Here is a 23,380-nt window from a genome sequence, read left to right as displayed (position 1 = left end):
TGGAAGTGCTTGAGCTAGCTAGGGATCCGTTCAACGGATTTCGTGCTCGTGGAGAGCACTCGTGCCACGTACTTGCCACGGCCGTGGCCATCGGCCAGCAGTTGGTGCACTGCGGGCACATCGGAGAGGGAATCCACCTCGGTAACGTCGACATCGAGCCGACCGGCGGCGATCAGGTCCAGGACGCGGCGCAGGGCCGCGGCGACGCGCTCGGGAGCGGAGGCGCTCAGGCTGCTGATGCTGAAACCGCCGACCGAGACGTTGCCGCCGATCAGCCTCCCCGCGGGCGGGAGAGGAGCGGGCTGCCCGCCGCCGGCATTGCCGAACAGCACGATCCGCCCGCTGGGCGCCGTGACCGTCAGATCGACGTCGAGCATGCTGGTGCCCAGCGGGTCCAGTACGACGTCAACGCCGCTCCCGCCGGTGGCGGCCCGTACCGCCTCGCTCAGATCGTCACCACGAGCGAACGCGACGTCGTAGCCGCTCTTCTTGGCCGAGGCGATCTTGTCGGTACGGCCGACGGTCCCGATGCGCAATCCGCCACCCAACGTGGGCACCAACTGTGCCAGCGCGCTGCCCACGCCACCACTGGCCGAATGCACCAGCACACTCTCACCCGGGCCAAGCCGGGCCGCGTCGGTCAGCAGTAGCAGGGCGGTCGAGAACACCATCGGAGCGCCTGCCGCGGTCGTGAGCGAGATTCCGTCCGGTATCGCTACGGTGAGCGACGCTCGCGCGAGTGCGACTTCGGCCAGGCCACCTCCTCGCGTGAACGCGGCCACCCGCTGTCCGATCTCGAGATCGACGCCCGCGCCGACCTCTCGGACGAGGCCGGACACCTCCAGGCCGGGTACGTACGGCCAGGCGGACGCGTATCCAGGGTCCCCGCGGCGGGCCATCACGTCCATGAAGTTGACCCCGGCGTATGCGACATCGATCGTCACTTCGCCTGGCCCCGGACGGGGTTCGTCGATCGTCTGGACATGCGTACGGTCCGATCCCTGTGACGGTGCGGTCATCACCAAAGCACGCATCTGAAGCCCCTTTTTCGACGTTCGTCGTACAACGAAAGTCGTACCATAGTTGTACGATGTTTGTCGAAAGAGAGGAACGGGATGCCCAGATCTCACGGCCGCCGCGCGGCACTGGTTCACCCGGACGCCGACGCCATTGACGTGCTGGACGTTCTGCACGCCCTCGCCGATCCCACCCGCATGACCATCGTGCGAACCCTGCGCGCCGATCCCGAACGAGCCTGCGGCACCTTCCCCGTCGATGTCGCGCCTTCCACGCTCACCCACCACTTCCGGGTGCTACGCGATGCCGGCGTCATCCGCCAGCGCGAGGACGGCAACCGCCGTTGGACCACACTCCGCCTCGAAGATCTCGACGCCCGTTTCCCTGCCCTCCTCGACACCATCGTCACGGCATATGACCGCCAGGCGAACTCCTCAGCGGCGGGCTAGCGCGGAAGCCGGTGACCGGGGTCGTCCGGCTGCGGGTCCTCGGTCGGAAAGAAGATCGTGCTCAGCAGGTGGGAGCTGCGGTCCGGTGCGGGTTCGTTCCGTAGCCGGGGCATGATGACGTCGACCATCTCGCTGATCATTTCGGTGCGTTCGTCCTGGTTGAGCCAGAGCGGGAACTGCCGGTAGGACACCGAGTCCGCGCTCGGGTCGGCGTTCTCCCGGTCGAGATAGGCGTTGAACTCCGCGAGCAGGGCCGCCATGGCCGCCGCGAAGCCGTGCCGGTGGTCTTCCAAGGACATCGACGCGGCGGCGTCCTGGTCGATCACCGCCCGCGTCCGGCGTAGCCGGTAGTGGCGTTCGACGGCGCCGTGCACCCGCTGCTCGCCCTCCACCTCCAGCACGCCCGCCTCGGCCAGCAGGCCCACGTGCCGGTACACGGTGGTCTTGGGGACGTCGGGCAGGCGAGCGCACAGGTCGGACGTGGTGCGGGTCCGCCCCCCGGACATGGCGTGCACGATGCGCAGCCGGACCGGGTGCAGGAGCAAGTCAAGCGTGTCCATCTGGCTACGATCCCATATCTGGTACTGTTCCCAAACTTGGGAAAGCAGCTCATTGGCAGGAGGGGATCAGCGATGAAGGACCAACCGACGCTTCCATTGGGGCGGTTCTACGAGGTGGGAGGGCGGCGGTTGCCGCTGCACCGGTCGGGCGGCGGGAGCCCGGCGGTGGTGTTCCTGCCCGGGGCCGGATCGTCCGGCATGGACTTCCTGAACGTCCAGGAGCGAGCCGCCGAACTCACCACGAGCGTGTTCTATGACCGTGCTGGGACGGGGTGGAGCGACCGGGTTGAGCTGCCGCGCACCTCCACCGAGGTCACCGACGAGCTGCGCGAGCTGCTGCGGGTCGCCGGGGTGCCCGCGCCGTACCTGCTGGTCGGCCATTCGCTCGGCGGCCTGTACGCCCGCCACTACGCGCAGCGCTTCCCCGGCGACGTGTCAGGTCTGGTCCTGGTCGAACCCGAACATGAGGACTACGACGCCCACATGCCCCCGAAGCTGGTCGAGACCTGGGCCGAGTGGGACTCCGACCAGGCGGTTCCCGACGAGCTTCCCGACGAGGTCATCCAGTTCTACCGCGGCCTGTTCGCGCAGGTACTGGCCGACTGGCCGGCGGCCACCCGCGAGCTGCTCATCGAACGCCATGTCAGCCCGGAATGGATAAGGATCGGCGCCCAGGAGGCGGCGAACCGCTACCAGCTCCACGACGAGGTACGCGGGGCGGGGCGGCTGCCCGACGTGCCGCTGATCGTGCTCACCGCCACGGGTATCGACGCCTTCAAGGAAGCGGTGTCCCAGGGAACCCCCGAATCACTGCTGCACGAGGAGATCGACGGCAAGCGGCGACTCTATGACACGCTGGCCGCGTCGGTTTCGCGCGGCGAGAACCGCCTGGTCGACGACGTCGGGCACGCCTCCATCATCTTCCGCCGCCCTGACGCCGTCTTCCAGGCGATCCACGACCTCCTCGGCCACGGTTCCACAGGCGAGCGCTAAGGTCGTCAGGCGTGACGAACGAGTTGGAGCCACTCGCCGAACGGCAGCGGGAGTTCGCGCGTGCGCGGGACTGGGAGCAGTTCCACACGCCGAAGAACCTCGCCATGGCACTGGCGGGGGAGGCAGGGGAGTTGCTGGCGGAGTTCCAATGGCTCACCCCCGACGAGTCGGCCGACCTCGACCCCGAGGCGCTCGCCCGGGTCCGCTCGGAGCTCGCCGACGTGACGCTCTATCTGGTACGGCTGGCGGACGTGCTCGGCGTTGACCTGGTGGCGGCCGCCAACGCCAAGCTCGACGAGGGCGAACAACGCTATGACGCCGACCTCTACCGCGGCTCCGCCAGAAAGGCCCCACCCCTCAACCGGCCACCCAGCGCCTGACCCCAGGAGCGGCCGCTCAGTGCCTGTCGGCCGTCGCCAGCTCCGACAGGTTCATCGCCATCGTGTGGTGGACCGCCGGGATCCAGTCCAGGGCGCGCAGGGCCGTGTTGCGCAGGACCCGCAGCGGCGAGTTGCCCACTGTCGCGATCTTCGTCATCTTGTGGGTGAAGGCGACCACTTCCTCGGCGACCGGGCGGCGCTCCGCTTCGTACTCGTCCAGGACCGTCTCCGGAGCGCCGTCGCGCAGCACCGCGGTGAGCTTCCCGGCCAGGTTCAGCGCGTCCTGGATGCCGGTGTTCATGCCCTGACCGCCGGCCGGGCTGTGGACGTGGGCGGCGTCTCCGGCCAGGAAGAGCCGGCCCGCCCGGTAGTGGTCGGCCAGCCGGTGGCCGAGCTGATCGCCTCGGACCGGCTCCCCGGCTCGCATTTGGTCCCGACCGTACGCGGCGAGCTGCTGGCCCGGCTCGGACGGCAACCGGAAGCACGCGCCGAACTGGAGCTGGCGGCCCGGCTGTGCGCCAACCAGCGCGAACGCTCAGTGCTGCTGCGCAAGGCGGCCGAGCTGGGCTGACTTCTCCAGCTCGGCCGGCGGCTCGCTCCTGTCGCTTGGTTGGTGGCGACGGACCGCCGAGTCGATCCGGTGTCTCATGGGGTGAGGGCGTCATGCGGCGACCGGCACCTCCGACGGCGCTTCGGACGCCTGCGCGCCACCGTCGTGGTGGCGGAGCACGGCGATCGTGACGGCGGCGAGGACGAGGAAGACCACCACGCCGACCGCCGCGACCGCGTTGAGCCCGGTGGTGAAGGCGTTCCTGGCGGCCTCCAGTACGCCGGGCAGATCCTTGGCGACCGTCACCGCCGCGGTGATGCTGTCACGGGCACCCTCCACCGGCAGCGTGTCCGGCAGCCGGCCCCGATAGACGGCGGTACCAAGGCTGCCCAGCACGGCCACGCCCACGGCCACCCCGAATTCGCCGGAGGTCTCACCGAGCGCCGCCGCCGATCCGGCCTTCTCCACCGGGGCGGCCGTCATGATCAGGCCGTTGCCCGCGCCCATCGGCACCGCGATCCCGGCGGAGGCGAGGATCAGGCCGGTCACGACCAGCCACGTACCGCCGACGCTGGGCACCTGGGTGTGCACGAACAGCCCCACGGCGCCGACCACCAGCCCGGCCGCCATCGCGTACGCCGTCCCGAACCGGCGGGCGAGGACCGGGGCGAGCGTCAGCGCGGCGATCATCACGATGTTCTGCGGCACCAGCCACAGCCCGGCGCTCAGGGGCGACAACCCGGCGACCGTCTGCAGGTACGTCGTGGACATCAGCGTGGTGCCCGCCATGACCACGCCGCCGAGGAGCATGATCCCGAGGGTGGCGGCGAACGCGCGGTTGCCGAACAGGCGCAGGTCGAGCAGCGGGCTGGCCAGGCGGCGCTGGCGGCGGACGAACACCACGCCGACGGCCGAACCGATCACGACCGCGGCGACGGCCACCGGGTTGACGCCGTTCCTGGCGACGTCCTTGAGCCCGTAGATGAACGGCAGGATGGCGGTCAGCGACAGCGCGACGCTGGCCGGGTCGAGCCGCCCGGCGCCCGGGTCGCGATACTCGGGCAGCAGCGCCCGCCCGGTGGCCAGCAGCAGCACCATGAACGGCACACCGAGCAGGAACGCCGAGCCCCACCAGAAGTGCTCCAGCAGCAGGCCGCCCACCAGAGGGCCGAGCGCCATGCCGACCATGAAGCAGCTGAACCAGATCCCGATCGCGGCGCCCATCTGCTTCGGATCCCGGAACATGTTGCGCAGCAGCGCCATCGACGACGGCATCAAGGTGGCCCCCGCGACGCCCAGCAGGGCCCGGGTGGCGACGAGCATCTCGGCGCTGACCGAGAAGGCGGCCAGGACGGACGCGGCGCCGAAGCAGGCGGCGCCGATCATCAGAAGCCGGCGGCGGCCGATCCTGTCGCCCAGCGTTCCCATCGTGACCAGGAACCCGGCCAGCATGAACGAATAGATGTCCAGGATCCACAGCTGCTGCGGCGCGCTCGCGCCCAGGTCGGCGCTCAGCCGCGGCAGCGCCAGATAGAGGACGCTCCCGTCAAGGGAGAGAAGCAGGGCCACCGAGGCCAGGACGCCCAGCCCGAGCCATTCCCGTCGTCCGGCGAGGTTGTTCATCGTGTTTCCCATGCCTCCACGGTGCTGGAGCGGCCTTCAGATCCACTTCTCGTCCGCTTAAGGTGGCCCTTATGCGCTTTGGGGTGCTCGGGCCGCTGGCCGTATGGACCGACCAGGGGGAGCCCGTCACGATCCCCGGGTTGAAGGTCCGCGCGCTACTCGCCGACCTGCTGGTGGACGAGGGCCGGCCGGTCTCGACCGACCGGCTCGTGGACGACCTGTGGGCCGGCGAGCCGCCGGCCAAGTCCGCGGGCGCGCTCCAGGTACGGGTCTCGCAGCTGCGGCGCGCGCTGGAGGAGGCCGAGCCGGGCGGCAAGAACCTGATCGTCTCGCGCGCGCCCGGCTACCTGCTCCAGGCCGCCGAGGGTACGGTCGACGCCGCGCGGTTCGCCGGCCTGCTGGCCCGCGCCGAGACGGCCGAGAGCCCGCGGACCAGGGCGGAGCTGCTGTCCGACGCGCTGGCGCTGTGGCGCGGCCCGGCGTACGCCGACTTCGCCGACGAGGAGTACACCAGGTCCGCGATCCTCCGGCTGGAGGAGCAGCGGCTGTCCGCCCTGGAACAGCAGGCCGAGGCGCGGCTGGAACTGGGCGAGCACGGCCTGCTCGTGGGCGAGCTCGGCGACCTGGTGGCCCGCAACCCGCTGCGGGAGCGGCTGCGGGCCGTACACATGCGGGCCCTGTACCGCGCGGGACGGCAGAGCGAGGCGCTGGCCAGCTACGCCGACCTGCGCGAACGGCTGGCCGAGGAGCTCGGCCTCGACCCCGGGCCCGAGCTGGCCGCGCTGCACCAGGCCATACTCGGCCAGGACCCGGCGCTGAGCAGCCCGGCCGACCGGCCCGCCACGAACCTGCCCGCCTCGCTCAGCGACCTGATCGGCCGGGACGGCGCGCTGGCCGAGGTCCGTACTCTGCTGGAGAGCAATCGGCTCGTCACCCTGACCGGCAGCGGCGGCGTCGGCAAGACCCGGCTGGCGCTGGAGACCGCCACCCGGCTCGCCGGCGCCTACGCGGACGGCGCGTGGCTGGTCGAGCTGGCCCCCCTCGACCGGGGGACGCGCTCGCCGGACGCCGACGAGCGAGCGCCAGACCTCGACGGACGGGCACCGACCGACGGGCGGGCGGTCGCGGAAGATGTGGCGGCGGCGCTCGACATCCGGGCGGTGGTGGAGACCGTCGCGGCGGCGCTCGACATTCGGGAGGAGTCCGACGGGACGCCCCTGGTCGACCGGCTGGCCGACGCGCTGCGCTCCCGGCAGCTCCTGCTCGTCCTCGACAACTGCGAGCACGTGATCGAGCGGGTCGCCGAGCTGACCGGCCGGTTGCTGCGGGCCGCTCCCGGGCTGCGCGTGCTGGCCACCAGCCGGGAACCGCTGGCGGTGGCCGGTGAGGTGCTGTGGAGCGTGCCGCCGCTGGACGTACCGGCCGGCGCCGACCCCGGTGAGGTGGCGCGGTCCGAGGCGGCTCAGCTGTTCGTGGCGCGGGCCGCCGCCTCGGCCCGCGGCTTCACCCTCGACGAGGGCAACGCCGGGGCGGTCGCGCAGCTCTGCCGGCGGCTCGACGGGATCCCGCTGGCCCTGGAGCTGGCCGCGACGCGGGTACGCGCGCTCGGCGTGCACGGGGTGGTGGCCAGGCTCGACGACCGGTTCCGGCTGCTCGCCTCCGGGCAGCGCGGCGCGCCACCGCGTCAGCGGACGTTGATGGCGGTGATCGACTGGAGCTGGCAGCTGCTGACCGAGCCCGAACGCGCCGTCCTGCGCCGCCTGGCCGTCCACGCCGACGGCTGCACACTGGAGGCCGCGGAGGAGACCTGCGCGGAGGACGGGCTCGACGTGCTCGACCTGCTCGCCCGGCTGGTCGACCGCTCGCTGGTGGTCGTGGCCGACGGTACGGGGGGCATGCGGTACCGGCTGCTGGAGTCGGTGGCCGAATACTGCCTGGAGCGGCTGTCGGAGGCGGGTGAGCTGGATCGGGTACGGCAGGCCCACTCCGCCTACTACACGGCGCTGGCCGTACAGGCTGAGCCGTTTCTCTACGGGCACGCCCAGCGGGAGTGGCTGCTGCGGCTGGACGCGGAGTCCGCGAACACGCGGGCGGCGCTCGACGCGGCTGCGGCGGCGGGCGACGCGGCCGGTGCGCTGGCGCTGGTGAACGCGCTGGCCTGGTACTGGGTGCTGCGCGGCCGGTTGGCCGAGGGACGCCGGTCCCTGGAGTCGGCCCTGGCCATCGCGGACGGCGGTCCTGTTTCGGAGGCTCAGGTCAAGGCGGGGGCGTGGCGGGCCGGGTTCGCCGTCATGCTGGGGGAGGACGTCGACTGGCGGTCCGCCGTGGAGCGGGTCGAGGATCCGGGCGTACGGGCCAGGGCCGAGTGGTTCCTCGGCTCGGCGCTGCCCGACATGGTGACCGGGCAGGAGCTGGTGACGAGCGCGCTGGCGACGTTCCGGGCCGTGGGCGATGAGTGGGGGATCGCCGCGGCCCTGAGCCGCCGGGCGCGGGACGCCTTCACGCGCCGGGATTTCATGGCCCTCGAACGCGACGGTGAGGAGAGCGCGCGGCTGTTCCGGCAGCTCGGCGACCGGTGGGGAGTGCTCCAGGCCACGGAGTGGCTCGGCGGGCTGGCCGAGATGGGGGGCGACGGGGAGCGGGCCAGGCGGCTGTTCGCCGACGGGCTGCGGATGGCGGAGGACCTCGGGCTCTGGCCGGAGGTGGCCGGACGCACCGCGTGGCTGGGCTGGATGGCGCTGGGGGCGGGCGAGTTCGAGCGGGCCATGGAGCTGTGCGGGCGGGCCCTGCACATCGCCTCCGGGCAGGGCCATCGCGAGACCTCGATCATGGCCGAGATGGGGCTCGCCTACGCCGAGCGCCGGGGCGGCCACCTCGACCTGGCGGAGCAGCACCTGAACCACCTGCTCGAAGGGATCGCCAGGGGCCCCGGCGTCGAGCCCGCCCTGCACCTGCCGGACACGCTCGTCGAGCTCGGCTACCTCATCGAGCGGCGCGGCGACGCCGCGACCGCCAGGGATCTGCACCTGGAGGCGCTCACGGCGGCGCAGCGCATCGGCGACCCCCGCTCGGCGACGTGGGCCGTGGAGGGCCTGGCCTCCGCCGTGGCCGCCGGGGGCGCCCACGAACGGGCCGCCCGGTTGCTGGGGCTGGCGGCGGCCGTCCGCGAGCACAACCAGACGCCCGCCGCTCCGTCGGAGGCGGCCGAGATCACGCGGGTCACCGAGGCGGTCGTGCAGGCGCTGGGCGAGGCGGAGTTCGGCACCGCGTACGAGCAGGGCGGCAGGCTGAAACTCGAGGACGCGGCCGACCTGAGCCCGTAACCATCAGGACCATCAGCCGGAGCCTCATAAAGCCGTCGAGACCATCGCCCGGAGCTTTGTAGAGCCGTCGAGACCATCGCCCGGAGCTTTGTAGAGCCGTCGAGACCATCGCCCGGATCGCGCTCAGCGCAGGCCCATCGGGATCCGGGCCCGAACCGTGAACCCGCCGCCGGACCGTACCCCGGCGCTCAGCTCACCACCGACCACACTGACGCGCTCCCGCAACCCGACCAGCCCCCGCCCGCCGCCACGGCCCAGTCCGGGGCGGCTGGGTCCGGAGCGGCTGGGTCCGTCAGTGGTGACCTCCACGTCCATCCACTCCTCGCCGTGGCGCACGTAGACGAGCGTGCGCTCGCCGGCGGCGTGCTTCACCGCATTGGTGAGCGCCTCCTGGACGACCCGGTACGCGGCCACCTCCGCGGCCTTCTCCATGGCGCGCGGCTGCCCGTCCTCGATCAGCTCCACCGGCTGCCCCGCGCCACGGGTCCGCGCCACCAGATCGGGCAGCTTGCTCACCGACGGCTCGCGGCCTTCTCCGTCCGCGTCCGGCGTCCCGTCCAGCGCGCCGAGCAGGTAGCGCAGGTCGGTCAGCGCATGGCGACCGGTCTCGCTGATCGCCACCAGACCGGTCGCGACCCGCTCGGGCTGCCCGGCCAGGAACTGCGCGGCGTCGGCCTGGACCACCATCGCCGTCACATGGTGGGTGACCACGTCGTGCAGCTCCCGGGCGATCCGCGCCCGCTCCGCCGCGACGACCGCCGCCTCGGCCAGCCGTGCCCGCTCCGCCTCAGCGGTGGTCCGCTCCCGTACGACGACACCGGCGGCCCAGCACGCAACCAGGAACAGCAGGAAGGTCGTGTAGTCCAGCGGGCGTGCCGGCGACCCCAGCTCGTGCAAGGCGACGGCGAGCGCCACGTACGCCACCACCGCGACCACGGCCACCGCCACCGCGAGCGATCGGCGCCGCCGGTGGGCGCCCGCGCTGTACAACGCGACGACCAGCCCGAGCCCGGCGAACGCCGTGGGGTAGCGCAGCAGTTGAAACGCCATGAACGCCCCGCCGACCACCGCCAGACACCCGGCGGGCCACCGCCGCCGCATGACCAACGGCAGACTCTGCGCCAGGATCAGCAGCACTCCTACCGGGTCCAGCGGCAGATCCGGCAGGTCCGCCAGATCGACGCCCTGATGAGCGATCCCGGGCACGAACGACAACCCGGCCAGCGTCCCCGCCAGTACGGCATCCGCCGGCACGATATCCGTCCGTCGACTCCACGGCGCCGTCATCGCCATCAGCCGGAAAGAGGCCGTCACTCGAGACACGCCCGCCAGCCTAACGGGACTCCGTTCGGCCTGGCGCTGTGCCGACCCTCGTGGGCGAGAGGCGGCGGGCACAAGGCGAGAGGCGGCGGTCTCAGGGCAGAAGACAGGGACCTCAGGGCGAGAGGCGGCGGTCTCAGGGCAAGAGACAGGGACCTCAGGGCGAGAGGCGGCGGCTCAGCCAGGCCAGGGCGAGCGGGTAGCGATACTCGATGGCGCCATGCCCGGCGTCGAAGAGCTCGAAGTAGATCCGCTCGTCCGGCACCCCCGCCGCCTCCAGCGCCCGCCGGAAGGCCGTGGCGCCGAAGTCCAGGTAGTACTCATCCTTGGTGCCCGCGTCGACCCAGATCGCCCGCATCGACCGCAGCGCCTCGGCGTACTCGGGCCGAGCCGCCATCACCACCGGGTCGCGGGCCAGCCAGCGCTCCCACACCTCGGGTATGACGGCGCCCGTGTCGTCGAACGGCAGGCGGACCGTGCCGTCCTCGTCGGCCGAGTACGCCGCCGCGTAGGCGTACATCTCCAGCAGTTCGAGGTCGCCGTCCCTGGTCCCGGCGATCCTGCTCCGGAAGTCGGACAGGAACTTGTCGTACGAACCGCCGTACATGTCGCGTAGCCGGCGCGCGACGACCGGCAGCCCGGACCGGAAACTGACCTCGAACAGCGAGTCGCCCGCATGAGTGGCCAGCGCCCCGAACACGTCCGGCCGCAGCATGGCGGTGACCATCGCCCCGCCGCCCCCGCTGGACTTGCCGGTGACCGCGCGGTGGTCACGGCCGGCCAGCGTACGGTAGCGGGCGTCAACCCACGGCACGACCTCGTCGCACAGGTAGGAGTGGTAGCGGCCGGTCGCGGGCGAGTCGAGATACTGGCTGCCGCCCAGCGAGGTCCACGCGTCGACGTAGACGACGATCGCGGGCGGCACGTCACCGGCCGAGAACACGCCGTCAGCCAGCTCCGGGTACGTCCGGCGGAACGGTGTCCGGTTGAACCACATGGCGACATGTCCGGTGTAGCCCTGCAGCACATAGATGGTCGGGTAGCGCCGGTCGGGGCGGTCGTCGTACCCCGGGGGGACGTACACGTACAGGGGGCGCTCGTGCGGATCCCCGAGGGGGTTGCCGCGCAGCAGCGCGCTGTCGATGACGTTGTGGTCGAGGCGGCCGGCCAACTCGTCGGACCAGGGCAGCATGAGCTTCCTCTCGTTTGGCCGGTGTCAGCCGACCGAGATGTCGATCCCCGATGAGCACTTGAAGATCAGCCTGCCACCTCCGCTTTGCCGTTGCGCGGCCATCCGGGGCGTCGGGGGTCGCTAGGCTTCCTCCGTGGACAGCGCAGAACTGAAGGACCGGGTACGCGAGCTGCGAGCCGAAGGCCGCTCTCCCAAGGAGATCGCCCGCACGCTGGGCGTGTCGCCGTCGGTGGTGGCTCCGCTCGTCCGGGCCGTGGCGGCCGAGGGCAGCGCGGCGGCGGCAGGGGAGCCCGAGGTGGCCGGCTGCTGGATCAACGTCGGCTGGAGCAAGGGCCTCACCGTCGACCCCGCCCGAGGCTGGATCGACGAGAAGCCGGATGCCGACGGGCTGGAGGGCAAGGTGTCCGTGCTGGTGGCCCGGCGGCACAAGTGGGACCGGATGACGGTCTCCGGCTACCTCGCCGACGTCTACTGCACGGGCGTCAAGGACCTGATCGAGCCGGACGTCATTGACGACCGGCAGCTCAGCAGGTTCCGCGAGTTCTTCTTCAGCGACTACGCGGGCTGGCAGGAGGCGCCGATCGAGTTGGCTCAGCATCTCGTCTTCGGCTCGGTCGACTATGCGCGCACGCTGGGCCTGGAGCCGTTCGTGACCTTCGACTCGGCCTCCCACGTCCTGGGCACCTGGGACGGCGGCCCGTCCGCGATCACTTTCGGCCGCGACGGAAAGCCGTTCTACGTCCCGGGCGAGAACGACGAATCCGGCAAGATCATCAGAATCTTGGAGCGCAAAGTAGGCCCGTCAGGCTTCGACTCCTCCCTTTAGATGCACAAGCCTGAGCAGGGCCGTACTCAGGCGCATTCTGTGTCGCCTTCACCAAGGGTGGAGCACAGGAAGCCGGACATCTCCCTCCAGGACATCAGCACTCCGCGTTGCAGATAACGCATCGTTTCACGATGAGGTTTCCTGGGCTGACTCCGCGCGGACGCACGGCCGCAGGCGGATGTTGCGCCTGCGGCCGCGCCACCACGGATCAGTTGCGCAGGCTCCATCGCTGGTTGGCGGTGCTGTGGCAGGTCCAGATGTTCGCCTCGGTCAGAGGCTGGTCCACTTCTGGTTGTTCTGGCCTGTGCACGACCAGATCTGGGCCTTGGTGCCGTTGGCGGTGCCCGAGGCGCTGACGTCCAGGCACTTGTTGGCTCCGATCGCGGTGATGGTGCCGTCGGGGTTGATGCGCCATTTCTGGTTGTTCTGGCCGTTGCAGTCCCAGATGATCACGGTGGTGCCGTCGGCGGTGCCGGCGCCGTTGACGTCCAGGCACTTGCCGCCGTACACGCGGAGCTCGCCGGCGCTGGTGGCGGTCCACTGCTGGTTGGACTGGCCGTTGCAGTCCCAGATCTGCGCCTGCGCGCCGTTGGCCTGTGAGGCGCCGTTGACGTCCAGGCACCGCCCCGACCCCACGCCCTTGAGCGCGCTGGTGCTACCCGTGGGCGTGGGCGTGGGGGTCGGTGACGGACCCGTGGTGCTGGGGGGCAGCAGCGTGATGGTGAAGGTCTCATCGGCGTTGGTGTGCGGCAGGTTCACCGTCGTGCCGTTGTTCGACAATGTCACCACCGTGTTCTGCACGGTGACCGGACCGGCGACGGCGCCCCCGCCGTTGTACGGGATGCGCTCACTCACCACCCGGACCTGGTTGTCCTGCACGATGCCGCTGGTGGTGTCGAGCCGCTGCAGGTTGACCGCGACGTTACCGGTCGCGCTGCCGCCGCCGACAAGGACCTTCGCCTCCCCGCCGGTCTTGGTCGCGAAGGCGTCGTAGGAGGTGCTGGGCGTGACTGAGGCGATCTGCCCGGTCTGGGAGCCGTAGAAGCGGTAGGCCCACCATTCGCCCTTGGGCTGGTACTGCCCGGCGGAGTTGCGGATGAGGAGGTTGGCCAGGTCGTTGTGCAGGTTGCCGCCGCCCGCCCAGTTGGCGCGCAGGCCGTCGGCGCCGGCCCGCTCCAGGCGCGCGATGTACCAGGCTCCGTCTCCCGGGTTCTGCTCGTTGCTCGCGCCGTACTCGTTGATCTGGTACGGCCGCGTGTGGGGGATCCCGCGCGAGTCGAGCGTGGTGTTCGCGGTGGCGACGTTCGCCACCGGGTCACCGGGCAGGGAGTGCCAGCTGACGATGTCGGGGACGGCGTTGTTGGCCTTGACGTAGTCGAGGTACTGGGTCCAGAAGCCGCCGGTGGACGGCACGCAGGCGCAACTGGGGCCGACGATCAGGTGGGACGGGAACGCGGCGCGGATGCGCTGGTAGGCGCGCTTCCACATCTCCAGGTACTGGGAGATGGGGCGGTTCCAGAACAGGGTGATGTTGGGCTCGTTCCACAGGTCCCACTGGACCGGGGCGCCGGTGGCCCGGACGTCGTTGATCAGGCGGGTGAGGAAGGCGTCGTAGTCGGTCCAGTTGCCGTTGTCGCCGGGGAAGCGGGAGATCGGGTAGCCGTCGGCCCCCCACAGGTCGTGCACCAGCAGGACGAACTCACCGCCCAGTGACCGGGTGCGCAGCACCTGCGCGCGGGTGGCGTTCCACCGGCGGTCGTACTTGCCCGACACCCAGCCGCCGGGGCTGTCGAGCTGGGCGCCGCCGGCCCGCATGTACCGGAACTTCACGTCGGTGAAGAAATGGTCCGGCGGGTTGGCGGCGTCCTCTGTCATGCCGTAGATCCAGCCGGAGGCCCGGTAGGTCGGGGAGCCGCCGGCGACGGAGAAGTTCACGGTGATCGACTCGTCCGCGGCCTGGGCCGGCGCTCCTGTGGTGAAGACGGAAGCGGCGACGAGCGCACCGAGGGCGAACAGAGCGGCGATCCTACGACGGCCTGTGCGGCGCCTCTTATCTTTTGTGTCCACTCATATCTCCTTGGACGGAGGGGGATGGGAAATGACGCCGGTCACCGGCGGCCGTCTCCTGGAAGACCGCCCGACTGCCGTCTCCGGCAAACGAGACGCTGCCACGCGACACCTCGGCACGGCCGCGATGTCACAGGCTGTCCCGCGCTGTCAGACGCTGGTCCACTTCTGGTTGCTTTGGCCGGTGCACGACCAGATCTGGGCCTTGGTGCCGTTGGCGGTGCCGGACACGTCCAGGCACTTGTTGGCGCCGATCGCGGTGATGGTGCCGTCGGGGTTGAGGCGCCATTTCTGGTTGTTCTGGCCGTTGCAGTCCCAGATGATCACGGTGGTGCCGTCGGCGGTGCCGGCGCCGTTGACGTCCAGGCACTTGCCGCCGTAGACGCGAAGCTCACCGGCGCTGGTGGCGGTCCACTGCTGGTTGGACTGGCCGTTGCAGTCCCAGATCTGCGCCTGCGCGCCGTTGGCCTGTGAGGCGCCGTTGACGTCCAGGCACCGCCCCGACCCCACACCCTTGAGCGCGCTGGCGTTCCCTGAGGGGGGTGGCGAGGTCGTATCACCGTTGTCGAGACCGAGGAAGGAGATGGCGTAGGCGAGTTGACCGCTCATCGGCAGTTGGTGGCCGACCCCGCTGATGCTGATCCCCTCCACTGTGGACTGGGTCGAGATGGCGCCGTACCGGGTCCGGGTCCAGCTCGACTGCGGGTGGTCGGTGAACGCCGGGGTCTGACTCAGCCCGTGGAGGTTCGTCCACTGCTTCATCTCTTCACCGAAGTTGTTGTAGTGCAGCGTCGTGTCGGTGGTGCCGTGCCACAGCTGCATCCTGGGGTAGGGCCCGGTGTACCCGGGATACATCGCCCGCGCCAGGTCACCCCACTGCTGCGCCGTCTTGATCATTTGCCCGCCCGAGCACATGCTGTTCCACAGCGACCCGTTCGTGGTCGCGAAACACCCCGCGGGGACCCCGGAGAACGCCGAACCGGCGGCGAACACATCCGGATACTGCGCGGCCAGCACGTTGGTCATCATCGCCCCGGAGGAGAACCCGCTGACCACGATCCGCCCCGGGTCCACGTTGTAGCGCTGCCGTGCCCAGGCGACCATCGCCATGATGCCGGTGGAGTCGCCGCCGCCGTCGCGCCGCAGCGCGGCCGGGGTGGACACGTCGAAGCATTTCTCGCTGCGGGTTGCCTCCGGCACCACGATGACGTACCCGTATCGGTCGGCCGCGGTCACGTAGTCGTGCCCGTTGCCGTTGAAGATCGCACCGGCTGATCCGCCGCAGTAATGAACCAGCACCAGCAGCGCCGGCCGTGCCACGACCCTGTCCGGTACGTAGAGGTACATGTTCAGATTCGTCGGGTTTGTCCCGAAATTCGTCACCTGGGTCAGTGTCGCGGCGGATGCCGGTCGTACCCCGAGGAGGACACCGGCGGCGACCAGGGGTAAGACGGCGGCCACCAACACCGCGCTGATGATTCGTTTCACACGGTTTCCCTTCATTTCGCCCGCTCATTCCGCTTGACCCCGCTGCTCGCGCCGCCTGCCGGTTGGGCGTGTCGTTCGCGTCCAACCGGCAGGCGGGACCGTGAGCGATGCTTGTCGCAGGATCAGGTCCGGGTCCATTTCTGGTTGTTGCCGTTCTTGCTCACCCGGTCGATCGGCGCGTGGAGCAGCGCGGCGGAGCCGTAGTACGGCATCCCGCTGGTGTAGGACCAGGACGGGTTGCTGACGGCGTCGTCGGTCAGCCATTAGGGGGACCGGATGTCGGCCGGGCCGCCGCGCAGGGACGGTGAGGAGGGCTCCGGCGAGCAAAGCTGTACCGGTCAGCGTGATCCGTCTACGAAGCCGCGACAGCTTGACGGGGGGCATGCTGGCTCCTGTTGATGACGCAATCGTATCGATTCGATTGCCTCAGACATCACAGGATCGGCTTTCTCCTGTCAAGGGTGTCCGATTCCCGCGTCGGCCGTCGGACATGCGGTTAGTGGAGCCCTGGGTAATCGACCACGTCGGTGGCTTCGGCCTTTGCCGGGCTGGCAGGTGGAGAGGGCTTCCCTGCGGATAGGTGAGAGGGAGGCGCGGCCCGCCGCAGATCGCGAAAGTTTCATGCTCATCACGGTCCTGCCCCTTCGAGGCGTATCACCAATCTTCGCGGGCCGAGAGAGCGGCGAGACAGATATGGCGCCGTCAACACAGGCATCAACAGCCATCAACGCCAGCCTGACATGCGGATTCCTGGCCGACGCGGCGAGACGCTCGTCCAGTAGGACGGCAAAGGTCATCTCTGATCCGCTGGATAAGGATGCTTCCCGAATCGATTCGACCATGCGTATCGTCGCGTGGACGTGCGAGGTGCTGTCCGTCAGCCAGTCGGGCGCGCGTACGGCCCGGGAGCGATCTCTCGTGCTGGGAGCGGGATCACGCTGGGTCCGGTGGATCAGGTTGCGGCTGATTCGCCAGGTGGTGCCGTCGTCTGCTCCGCGCATGCCCTCCAGCATTCCCGCAGTCGATGATGGGCCGGATGACCGCGGTGCAGTTCAGATCATGTGGAACCACGATATGTAGTGAGTCGTTAGGGCGCCCGCACATTGGCGCCGGACTCGGCATCGCCGAGTGTGCGGAGGCTGCGGGCCGCACCCACTCGATGGCCGGTGCCGCGGTGGATCTCCAGAGCGAGCCGCGCCTGCCGTACCGCCTCGGTGGATTCTCCGGCTGCCGGCGGGATGTCGGCGAGTGCGGAGTGGGCCAGCCCTTCGAGGATGCGGAAGGATCGCTCGCGGGCGATCTGAAGAGGCTGCTCGGCGAGCGAACGGGGGTTGACCTGGAGCGTACTCCAGGATGCAGGCTCTCGCTGAACACGAGAGCGGAAGGAGTCGCGCGCATGAGATATCGGATGATCGGAACGGATCCGACGACGCGTCGTGAAGTGAGCGTGCTGAGTCTGGGGGCGATGCGGTTCGGTACGGACACCGACGAGGCGACGTCGCTGGCGATCCTGGATCGTTATGTCGAGGCCGGTGGCACCTTCATCGACACATCCAACAATTACGCGTTCTGGGCCAACGGCGGTCAGGGCGGGGAGAGTGAGGCGCTGCTCGGGCGGTGGCGGCGCAGCCGCGGTGTCGGGGACGAGATCGTCGTCGCCACCAAGCTGGGTGCCCGGCCGCTGGCCCCCGGCACCAGCTTCACCGACAATCCCGAAGGGCTGTCGGCCAAGGTGATCCGTGAATCGTCGGAACGCAGTCGTGAGCGGCTCGGCATGGACAAGCTGGACGTGCTGTACGCACACATCGAGGACCCGCGGGTGCCGTTGCGGGAGACCGTGGAGGGCTTCGCCGACCGGGTCGCCGAGGGCACCGTCGGGCTCCTGGGGGTCAGCAACCACTGGGCGTGGCGGGTGGAACGCGCCCGCGCCCTGGCCACATCGGCCGGTCTGCCCGGTTATGAGGTCCTGCAGTACCGCCACAGCTACCTGCGGCCGCGCACCGACGTGCCCAGCATGCTCTCCCCGGACGGAATGCCGGGTGATGCCGGAGGCGACCTGCTCGGCTACTTGCGGGAGGAACCCGGCCTCACGCTGGTGGCGTACTCCCCGCTGCTGGTCGGCGCATACACCCGCCAGGACAAACCATTGGACGCCGAATTCGACCACCCAGGCACGCCCGCGCGGCTGGCTGCCCTGCGAGGGGTGGCCGAGGAGACGGGAGCCTCCGTCAACCAGGTGGTGCTGGCCTGGCTGATCAGCGGGGACGTCCCGGTGATCCCGCTGGTGGGCGCGTCCTCGGTGGCCCAGCTGGACGAGAGTCTGGCCGCGGTCGACCTCGAACTGACCCCCGAACAGCGTGCCAGGCTGGACACGGCGAGGTAGGGACGGGCCACCCATTGTTCCGCGCGCCCGCAGTCGGCGGGTGGTTCGATGGGGACGCCGGTTCGCGGGGATCGCTGCGCGAACGCGCCACGCGAACCGGCCGCCACCGAGGTCGAGCTCAGCGCCACCGACGAGCACGCGGCCCGCGCTGTAGTGTCGCTACGCCTTTGTCATCGGGGGCATAGCGCACCTGGGCGTCGGAATCATCTGACCGCCCGCACCACGTACGTCATAGACCGGTCACTCGCATGGTGATGTTGAGGCGGCCCGAGGCCAGACCGGTGGCGGGATCTGCGGTGCCTGGATAGACCTTGGGGACGCCGTGGTAGGCGAAGCGTGAAGGGCCGCCGAAGACGAACAGGTCGCCGCTGCCGAGACGCACGTCGGTGTACGGCTTGCCGCGCGTCTCCGTGTTGCCGAAACGGAACAGGCACTCGTCGCCGATGCTCAGCGACACCACCGGGGCGGAAGAACGTTCGTCTTTGTCCTGGTGCATGCCCATTTTCGCCTGGCCGTCGTAGAAGTTGATCAGCGCTGTGTCGGGGGTGTAGTCGTCTGCTGGTTGGCCGTACGCCGCTGTCAGGGCGCGGCGGCCCAGAGCGACCATCCAGTCGGGGAAGTCGGCGACCTGGAGGCCGTTCACGTCGCTCGCGACGCGTGTGTACTTGTACGGCTGCCAGTGCCAGCCGACACATACGGTCTGCACCGACATGACGCCGCCTCGGGGGAGTACGGTGTGCCGGATCGGGACCGGGCCCGCCGCCCACTCGCGGCACGCGCGTACCAGGTGCTGTTGCTCGTCGAGCGTCAGCCAGCCGGGCGCGTGGACGGCGCCTGGGGCGATCTCTCGCATCGGGAGCGGGATCATGTCGGGTCCCGGTGGATCAGGTTGCGGGTGATTCGCCAGGTAGTGCCGTCGGTATCCGCTCCGCGCATGCCCTTCAGTGTTCCAGGGGCGGCGAGGGCGACGGCTTGTGCGGTGGCGGCGAAGCCGAACGTACGTGCCGGGTCCCAGTCCGTGCTCTGCCGGAGCCGTTCGCTCATCCGGGCCCAGCCCAGCGGCGCCCCCGCCACCACCCACGCGTCCGGCGGACCTGCCGCGAACCGCCTGGCCTGGCGGAGCCATGACGCGGCCTCCTCCGGCCAGTCGATGACCGTCAGCACGGTGCCTTGCCATGTGCCGCCGTCCCAGGCGTTCGCGAACGCCACAGCGGAGGGGCCGGCGTCGCGGCCGTGACCGATCACGACGGTCTCCACGCGCGGCCGGGCCGCGGCCAGCAGGCCGAGCAGTCCGGCCAACTCGGCCGCCGTGTGCCCAGCCATCGCCTGTACGGTCGCGGTGTGCCCAGCCATCGCCTGTACGGTCGCGGTGTGCCCAGCCCCCGCCTGTACGGTCGCGATGTGCCCGGTTGCCGTCTGCTCGGTCTTCCAGAGCTGGTACGCCTGCGGCAAACAGACCGCGCACGGCCGGTACCCCGCCGCGATGGCCGTCACCTCGTCCGCGAAGAACACCCGCTCCCGCACGTACCCTCCGCGCGAGATCGCCCGCAGGGCCGACGGGCAGTCCAGTCGCCCGTACAGCCGCGCCCGCCGATGCCCGCCCAGTGTCCCGGGCAGCACGCTGACGTACGGCCAGCCGTCGGCCCCGATCAGCGTGTACGTCACGAGGCGTCGTGGAAGACGAGGCCCAGCGTGTGCCGCAACCCCGAGCGGACAGTGCTGACCCCATGCCGGACCGGCGACGCCGACCACCCGCGCGACGACCGCACCGGCCGGTCCCGGGTGGTGAAGATCAGCCCGTGTCCCTGCGGCAGCAGGGTCACCGTCCCGCGCGACTGCGCCCGGGGGCGCTGCTCCACCAGCAGGAACTCGCCCCCGGTGTAGTCCTCGCCCGGCTTGTCGAGCCCGATGACCACCTGCAGCGGGAACACCAGGTCCCCGTACAAGTCGCGATGCAGGGCGTTCCAGTCGCCCTCCTGGTAACGCAGCAGGATGGGCGTCGGCTTGGTCTGCCCGGCTTCGTGGCACATGTCCAGCCACTCGGCGAAGTCGTCCGGCCAGGGCGCGGGCTGTCCCAGCCGGGCGGCCCAGTCGCGGGCGATGGGCAGCAGGTGCGGGTAGAACGCCGCCCGCAGCTCCGTCACCAGCGAAGGGAAGGGCTCGCGGAAGTAGCGGTACTGCCCGCGGCCGAACCGGTAGCGCTCCATGTCGACCGTGGAACGGAACCGGCCGACCTCGCCGTACAGGTTCGCGATCTCCTTGCAGTCGGCCGGCGAGAGGACCGGCGGCGTCAGCGCGCAGCCGTACGCGTTGACCTCCTCGGTCAGTGCCGTCCAGTCAGCCTTCATGATGTCCTTCCTCCATACGACAGAGCAGGTCAGATGAGCTGCGGCTGCAGCGCGCCTTCGAGCGTGAGCAGTGCATGCTTGCGCTCGACGCCGGCCGCGTAGCCGGTCAGTGAGCCGTTCGCGCCGACGACGCGGTGGCAGGGGCGGATGACGAGCAGCGGGTTCGCGCCGATGGCCGCGCCGACCGCGCGGATCCGGTCGCGGGCCACGCCGATGCTCGCGGCGAGCTCGCCGTACGTCGTGGTGGTCCCGTACGGGACGGCGTCCACGGCGGCCCAGACCCGCTCCTGGAAGGCGGTGCCGCCGGAGACGCGATCCAGGTCGAAGGCGGTCCGCTCGCCCGCGAAGTACTCGCGGAACTGACGCTCGGCCTCGGCGAACGCGCCAGGGTCGCGCCGCCACTCGGGCCGCACGGCACCGCCGAACGCCACGCGGGTCAGCGCGCTGCGGTCGTCGCCTACGAGCAGGATCTCGCCCAGTGGGCTGTCGATCGTGGTGTAGATGCTCATACTCTCTACAACACCGTCGCCAGCCAGAAAGTCAGCGGTTTTCGGACCTCTGGGCATACCGACCGATGCCCGCACGCTGGACGCGTGGACGGGAACGGTATGTTACGCGCGTGCCCTCCACACCGCGTCCTGACGACCGCGTCGCCTCCGCCTTCCGATTCGCCACCGAGCTGATCGCCTGGGTCGCGACTCCGTGGGCTCTGGCCGCCTATTCCGTGCCGCTGGCCGTGCTGTCGGTGGTGGTGCTGATCGGGTTGCCGACGCTGTTCTCGACGCCGGGTGACAAGCGGAATGTGATCGTCGCGGTGCCGGGGCCGGTGACGATCGCGCTGGTCGTTCTGCAGGTCGTGGCCGCCGTGGTGGCGGCATGGGTCGCCTGGTACGCGTTTGCCGCCGTGCTCGTGTCCGTGCTGGCCGTGGTCACCGTAGTGCTGGAGCTGCCGCGCTGGCGGTGGCTGGTCGCTTCATCGCTCTGACGGCGGCAGATCTCTGACAGCGGCAGATAGCGCGGGGCGGAGTCCGTCCAGCAGGACGGTTAGGTAAGCATCGGCGAGTTCCTGGGACGGCGGCTGAGCACGAGCGACCGCTAGGGCGGTCTGGCCGATCAGAGTCGTGATGATGGCGGGGTCGATGTCGGTGCGGACCACGCCGTCGCGGCGTGCCCCGTCGATCATCTCCTCGACGGCGCCGACGAGGTCAGTGCGCAGGGCCGTGGTGGCAGGTAGGTCCAGGCCGCCCAGCTGGTCGTTGATGGCGTGGTGCGCGGCCTGGAAGGCGATCAGCTCGCGGAGGAAGATCCGCAGGGCCCGCGTGGGCGTGGTCTCGGCGAGCAGGTCGCGGGCGTGCTGCACCACCGGTTCAAGAAGCCGGGACACAGCGGCGTCCAGAAGTGCGTCCTTGCCGCCGAAGGCGCGCACGACAGTCGCCGCCCCCAGGCCCGCCTTCTTGGCGATGACCTCGACCGTAAGGGACGCGCCCGGCTCGGTCAGTAGCGCGGTGGCCGCGTCCAGGGCGAGCCGCCGGTTGCGAACGGCATCGGCCCGGCGCCGGGGTTCAGTGGGTGTTGACAACTGGAATGCTCATTTCACATAATCAACTGGAACGTGCATTTCAGTTATCGTAGCGCGAAGGAGCCCCCCATGAACGAGCGGATCCTGATCTCCGGCGCGAGCATCGCCGGCCTGACCCTGGCCCACTGGCTGGCCCGGCACGGCTTCAAGCCCACCGTGGTCGAGCGCACCCCGGCGCTGCGCTCCGGCGGCAACGGGGTGGACGTGCGCGACAACGCCGTCGAGGTGATCGAGCGGATGGGACTCCTGTCACGGGTCCGCGAGCTCGCCACCGACGTCCACGGCATGAAGTTCGTCGACGCCGCAGACCGGGCCGTCGCCCGGATCGACACCCGGGACCCGGCCTCCGTCGAGATCATGCGTGGCGACCTGGTGGCCCTGCTGCACGAGGTGACCGACGCCGAGTACTTGTTCGGCGACTCCATCCTCGGCCTGCAGCAGGACGACGACGGCGTGACGGTCACCTTCGAGCACGCGCCTGCCCGCCGCTTCGACCTGGTCGTCGGCGCCGACGGCATGCACTCCAACGTCCGCCGTCTCGCCTTCGGCGCCGAAGAGCAGTTCGTCCAGTTCAAGGACCACTACTTCGCCTTCGCCGACACCGACGCCTCGCTCGGTGAGGACCGCTGGGTGACGATGTTCAACACGCCGGGCAAGATGGCCGGCATCTACCGATCCGGCAACCACGCTCAGGCCAAGGCGTACTTCATCTTCCGCTCCGCGCCGCTGGAGTTCGACCACCGGGACCTCGCCGAGCACAAGCGACTGATCGGCGAGGCGTTCGGGGGCGACCCGTCCTGGCGGGCCGGGGAACTGCTCGACGCGGCCCTGGCCGACCCCGACTTCTACTTCGACGCCCTGGGCCAGGTGCGGATGCACTCCTGGTCCAACGGCCGCATCACGCTCGTCGGCGACGCCGCCTGGTGTGCGTCCCCCGCCTCGGGCGCGGGCGCGGAACTGGCTCTGGTCGGTGCCTACCGCCTCGCCGGAGAACTCGCCACCGCAGGCGGCGACCACCGCATCGCCTTCGCCCGTTACGACCTCGCCCACCGTCCGCTGGTCGACAAGAAGCAGCAGATCGGTCCTAACGTCCGCCTCATGGTGCCCAAGACCGAAGGCGGCCGGTGCGTCCGCGACGTCGTCGCCCGCCTGCCGTTGATGAAGGCGATCGGCGCGGTGGAGCGCCGGGTGCGGGCCGGGAACGCCCGGCCTCTGCCGGAGTACGCTCCAGCCCGCTAGGCCGGTGGTGCGGCTGTGGTTGGGCGGGCCCGGCGGCCCAGGG

The 23,380-nt window shown here is 70.3% G+C and carries 22 protein-coding genes; 9 read left to right on the top strand and 13 right to left on the bottom strand.

Features of this window, described 5'->3' with window-relative positions; translation table 11 throughout:
• Positions 1 to 14: 14 nt before the first annotated feature.
• A complete protein-coding gene (locus AB0H88_RS21640) occupies positions 15 to 944 on the bottom strand; it encodes a zinc-binding dehydrogenase (protein ID WP_357647012.1) in 930 nt (309 codons plus the stop codon).
• A gap of 171 nt (positions 945 to 1,115) precedes the next feature.
• Here AB0H88_RS21640 and AB0H88_RS21635 point away from each other — a divergent pair, with 171 nt between their 5' ends.
• On the top strand, positions 1,116 to 1,466 hold the full coding sequence (locus AB0H88_RS21635; protein WP_357647010.1) for a metalloregulator ArsR/SmtB family transcription factor: 351 nt from the start codon (positions 1,116 to 1,118) through the stop codon (positions 1,464 to 1,466).
• On the opposite strand, the gene AB0H88_RS21630 is transcribed toward AB0H88_RS21635, so the two are convergent.
• A complete protein-coding gene (locus AB0H88_RS21630; protein ID WP_357647008.1) occupies positions 1,463 to 2,026 on the bottom strand; it encodes a helix-turn-helix domain-containing protein in 564 nt (187 codons plus the stop codon). The genes AB0H88_RS21635 and AB0H88_RS21630 overlap by 4 nt on opposite strands.
• A 72-nt stretch (positions 2,027 to 2,098) precedes the next feature.
• Between AB0H88_RS21630 and AB0H88_RS21625 the strand changes: the two genes are divergently transcribed.
• A complete protein-coding gene (locus tag AB0H88_RS21625) occupies positions 2,099 to 3,019 on the top strand; it encodes an alpha/beta hydrolase (RefSeq protein WP_357647006.1) in 921 nt (306 codons plus the stop codon).
• Between the two features lie 11 nt (positions 3,020 to 3,030).
• A complete protein-coding gene (locus tag AB0H88_RS21620; RefSeq protein WP_225290173.1) occupies positions 3,031 to 3,399 on the top strand; it encodes a nucleotide pyrophosphohydrolase in 369 nt (122 codons plus the stop codon).
• Between the two features lie 16 nt (positions 3,400 to 3,415).
• On the opposite strand, the gene AB0H88_RS21615 is transcribed toward AB0H88_RS21620, so the two are convergent.
• On the bottom strand, positions 3,416 to 3,826 hold the full coding sequence (locus tag AB0H88_RS21615) for an FAD-dependent monooxygenase (RefSeq protein WP_357647004.1): 411 nt from the start codon (positions 3,824 to 3,826) through the stop codon (positions 3,416 to 3,418).
• Between AB0H88_RS21615 and AB0H88_RS21610 the strand changes: the two genes are divergently transcribed.
• On the top strand, positions 3,827 to 3,970 hold the full coding sequence (locus AB0H88_RS21610) for a hypothetical protein (protein WP_357647002.1): 144 nt from the start codon (positions 3,827 to 3,829) through the stop codon (positions 3,968 to 3,970).
• Between the two features lie 90 nt (positions 3,971 to 4,060).
• On the opposite strand, the gene AB0H88_RS21605 is transcribed toward AB0H88_RS21610, so the two are convergent.
• Positions 4,061 to 5,584, bottom strand: coding sequence for an MFS transporter (locus AB0H88_RS21605; protein ID WP_357647001.1), 1,524 nt, complete (start codon positions 5,582 to 5,584; stop codon positions 4,061 to 4,063).
• A 59-nt stretch (positions 5,585 to 5,643) separates the two neighbouring features.
• On the opposite strand from AB0H88_RS21605, the gene AB0H88_RS21600 reads away from it, so the two are divergent.
• A complete protein-coding gene (locus AB0H88_RS21600) occupies positions 5,644 to 8,895 on the top strand; it encodes a BTAD domain-containing putative transcriptional regulator (protein ID WP_357647000.1) in 3,252 nt (1,083 codons plus the stop codon).
• 123 nt (positions 8,896 to 9,018) lie between these two features.
• On the opposite strand, the gene AB0H88_RS21595 is transcribed toward AB0H88_RS21600, so the two are convergent.
• Together AB0H88_RS21595 and AB0H88_RS21590 are read right to left on the bottom strand one after the other, a co-directional pair.
• Positions 9,019 to 10,218, bottom strand: coding sequence for a histidine kinase (locus AB0H88_RS21595; RefSeq protein WP_357646999.1), 1,200 nt, complete (start codon positions 10,216 to 10,218; stop codon positions 9,019 to 9,021).
• Positions 10,219 to 10,372: 154 nt separating this feature from the next.
• A complete protein-coding gene (locus AB0H88_RS21590; RefSeq protein WP_357646998.1) occupies positions 10,373 to 11,407 on the bottom strand; it encodes an alpha/beta hydrolase-fold protein in 1,035 nt (344 codons plus the stop codon).
• 133 nt (positions 11,408 to 11,540) lie between these two features.
• Here AB0H88_RS21590 and AB0H88_RS21585 point away from each other — a divergent pair, with 133 nt between their 5' ends.
• Positions 11,541 to 12,233, top strand: a complete 693-nt coding sequence (locus AB0H88_RS21585) for a helix-turn-helix domain-containing protein (RefSeq protein ID WP_357646997.1) — start codon at positions 11,541 to 11,543, stop codon at positions 12,231 to 12,233.
• Positions 12,234 to 12,503: 270 nt separating this feature from the next.
• Here the strand turns inward: AB0H88_RS21585 and AB0H88_RS21580 are convergent, their stop codons facing one another.
• On the bottom strand, positions 12,504 to 14,300 hold the full coding sequence (locus tag AB0H88_RS21580; protein WP_357646995.1) for an RICIN domain-containing protein: 1,797 nt from the start codon (positions 14,298 to 14,300) through the stop codon (positions 12,504 to 12,506).
• A gap of 150 nt (positions 14,301 to 14,450) precedes the next feature.
• Positions 14,451 to 15,788 carry a PHB depolymerase family esterase gene (locus tag AB0H88_RS21575; protein ID WP_357646992.1) on the bottom strand — a complete coding sequence of 446 codons (1,338 nt, stop codon included), beginning with the start codon at positions 15,786 to 15,788 and terminating at the stop codon, positions 14,451 to 14,453.
• A 1,396-nt stretch (positions 15,789 to 17,184) separates the two neighbouring features.
• Here AB0H88_RS21575 and AB0H88_RS21570 point away from each other — a divergent pair.
• Positions 17,185 to 18,171 (top strand): aldo/keto reductase, encoded by a 987-nt coding sequence (locus AB0H88_RS21570; RefSeq protein WP_357646991.1) that lies wholly within the window; start codon positions 17,185 to 17,187, stop codon positions 18,169 to 18,171.
• A gap of 229 nt (positions 18,172 to 18,400) precedes the next feature.
• On the opposite strand, the gene AB0H88_RS21565 is transcribed toward AB0H88_RS21570, so the two are convergent.
• The 4 genes from AB0H88_RS21565 to AB0H88_RS21550 are packed head-to-tail and all read right to left on the bottom strand — an operon-like array spanning position 18,401 to position 21,028.
• A complete protein-coding gene (locus tag AB0H88_RS21565; RefSeq protein ID WP_357646989.1) occupies positions 18,401 to 19,024 on the bottom strand; it encodes an alpha-ketoglutarate-dependent dioxygenase AlkB in 624 nt (207 codons plus the stop codon).
• Positions 19,025 to 19,035: 11 nt separating this feature from the next.
• A complete protein-coding gene (locus tag AB0H88_RS21560; protein WP_357646987.1) occupies positions 19,036 to 19,836 on the bottom strand; it encodes a hypothetical protein in 801 nt (266 codons plus the stop codon).
• Positions 19,833 to 20,519 carry a 2OG-Fe(II) oxygenase gene (locus AB0H88_RS21555; RefSeq protein ID WP_357646986.1) on the bottom strand — a complete coding sequence of 229 codons (687 nt, stop codon included), beginning with the start codon at positions 20,517 to 20,519 and terminating at the stop codon, positions 19,833 to 19,835. The genes AB0H88_RS21560 and AB0H88_RS21555 overlap by 4 nt, the downstream gene beginning before the upstream one ends.
• A gap of 29 nt (positions 20,520 to 20,548) precedes the next feature.
• A complete protein-coding gene (locus tag AB0H88_RS21550) occupies positions 20,549 to 21,028 on the bottom strand; it encodes a methylated-DNA--[protein]-cysteine S-methyltransferase (RefSeq protein WP_357646984.1) in 480 nt (159 codons plus the stop codon).
• 110 nt (positions 21,029 to 21,138) lie between these two features.
• Here AB0H88_RS21550 and AB0H88_RS21545 point away from each other — a divergent pair, with 110 nt between their 5' ends.
• The gene (locus AB0H88_RS21545; protein WP_357646982.1) at positions 21,139 to 21,504 is read left to right on the top strand and encodes a hypothetical protein; all 366 of its coding nucleotides are present in this window, start codon (positions 21,139 to 21,141) and stop codon (positions 21,502 to 21,504) included.
• Here AB0H88_RS21545 and AB0H88_RS21540 read toward each other — a convergent pair.
• On the bottom strand, positions 21,493 to 22,098 hold the full coding sequence (locus AB0H88_RS21540; RefSeq protein ID WP_357646980.1) for a TetR/AcrR family transcriptional regulator: 606 nt from the start codon (positions 22,096 to 22,098) through the stop codon (positions 21,493 to 21,495). The two genes, AB0H88_RS21545 and AB0H88_RS21540, sit on opposite strands and share 12 nt — an antisense overlap.
• Positions 22,099 to 22,167: 69 nt before the next feature.
• Here AB0H88_RS21540 and AB0H88_RS21535 point away from each other — a divergent pair, with 69 nt between their 5' ends.
• The gene (locus tag AB0H88_RS21535) at positions 22,168 to 23,337 is read left to right on the top strand and encodes an FAD-dependent monooxygenase (protein ID WP_357646978.1); all 1,170 of its coding nucleotides are present in this window, start codon (positions 22,168 to 22,170) and stop codon (positions 23,335 to 23,337) included.
• Positions 23,338 to 23,380 lie beyond the last annotated feature (43 nt).

The sequence above is a fragment of the Nonomuraea sp. NPDC050680 genome (assembly GCF_040654555.1).
Classification (GTDB): domain Bacteria; phylum Actinomycetota; class Actinomycetes; order Streptosporangiales; family Streptosporangiaceae; genus Nonomuraea.
This window is presented reverse-complemented; position numbering and strand designations above follow the sequence as displayed.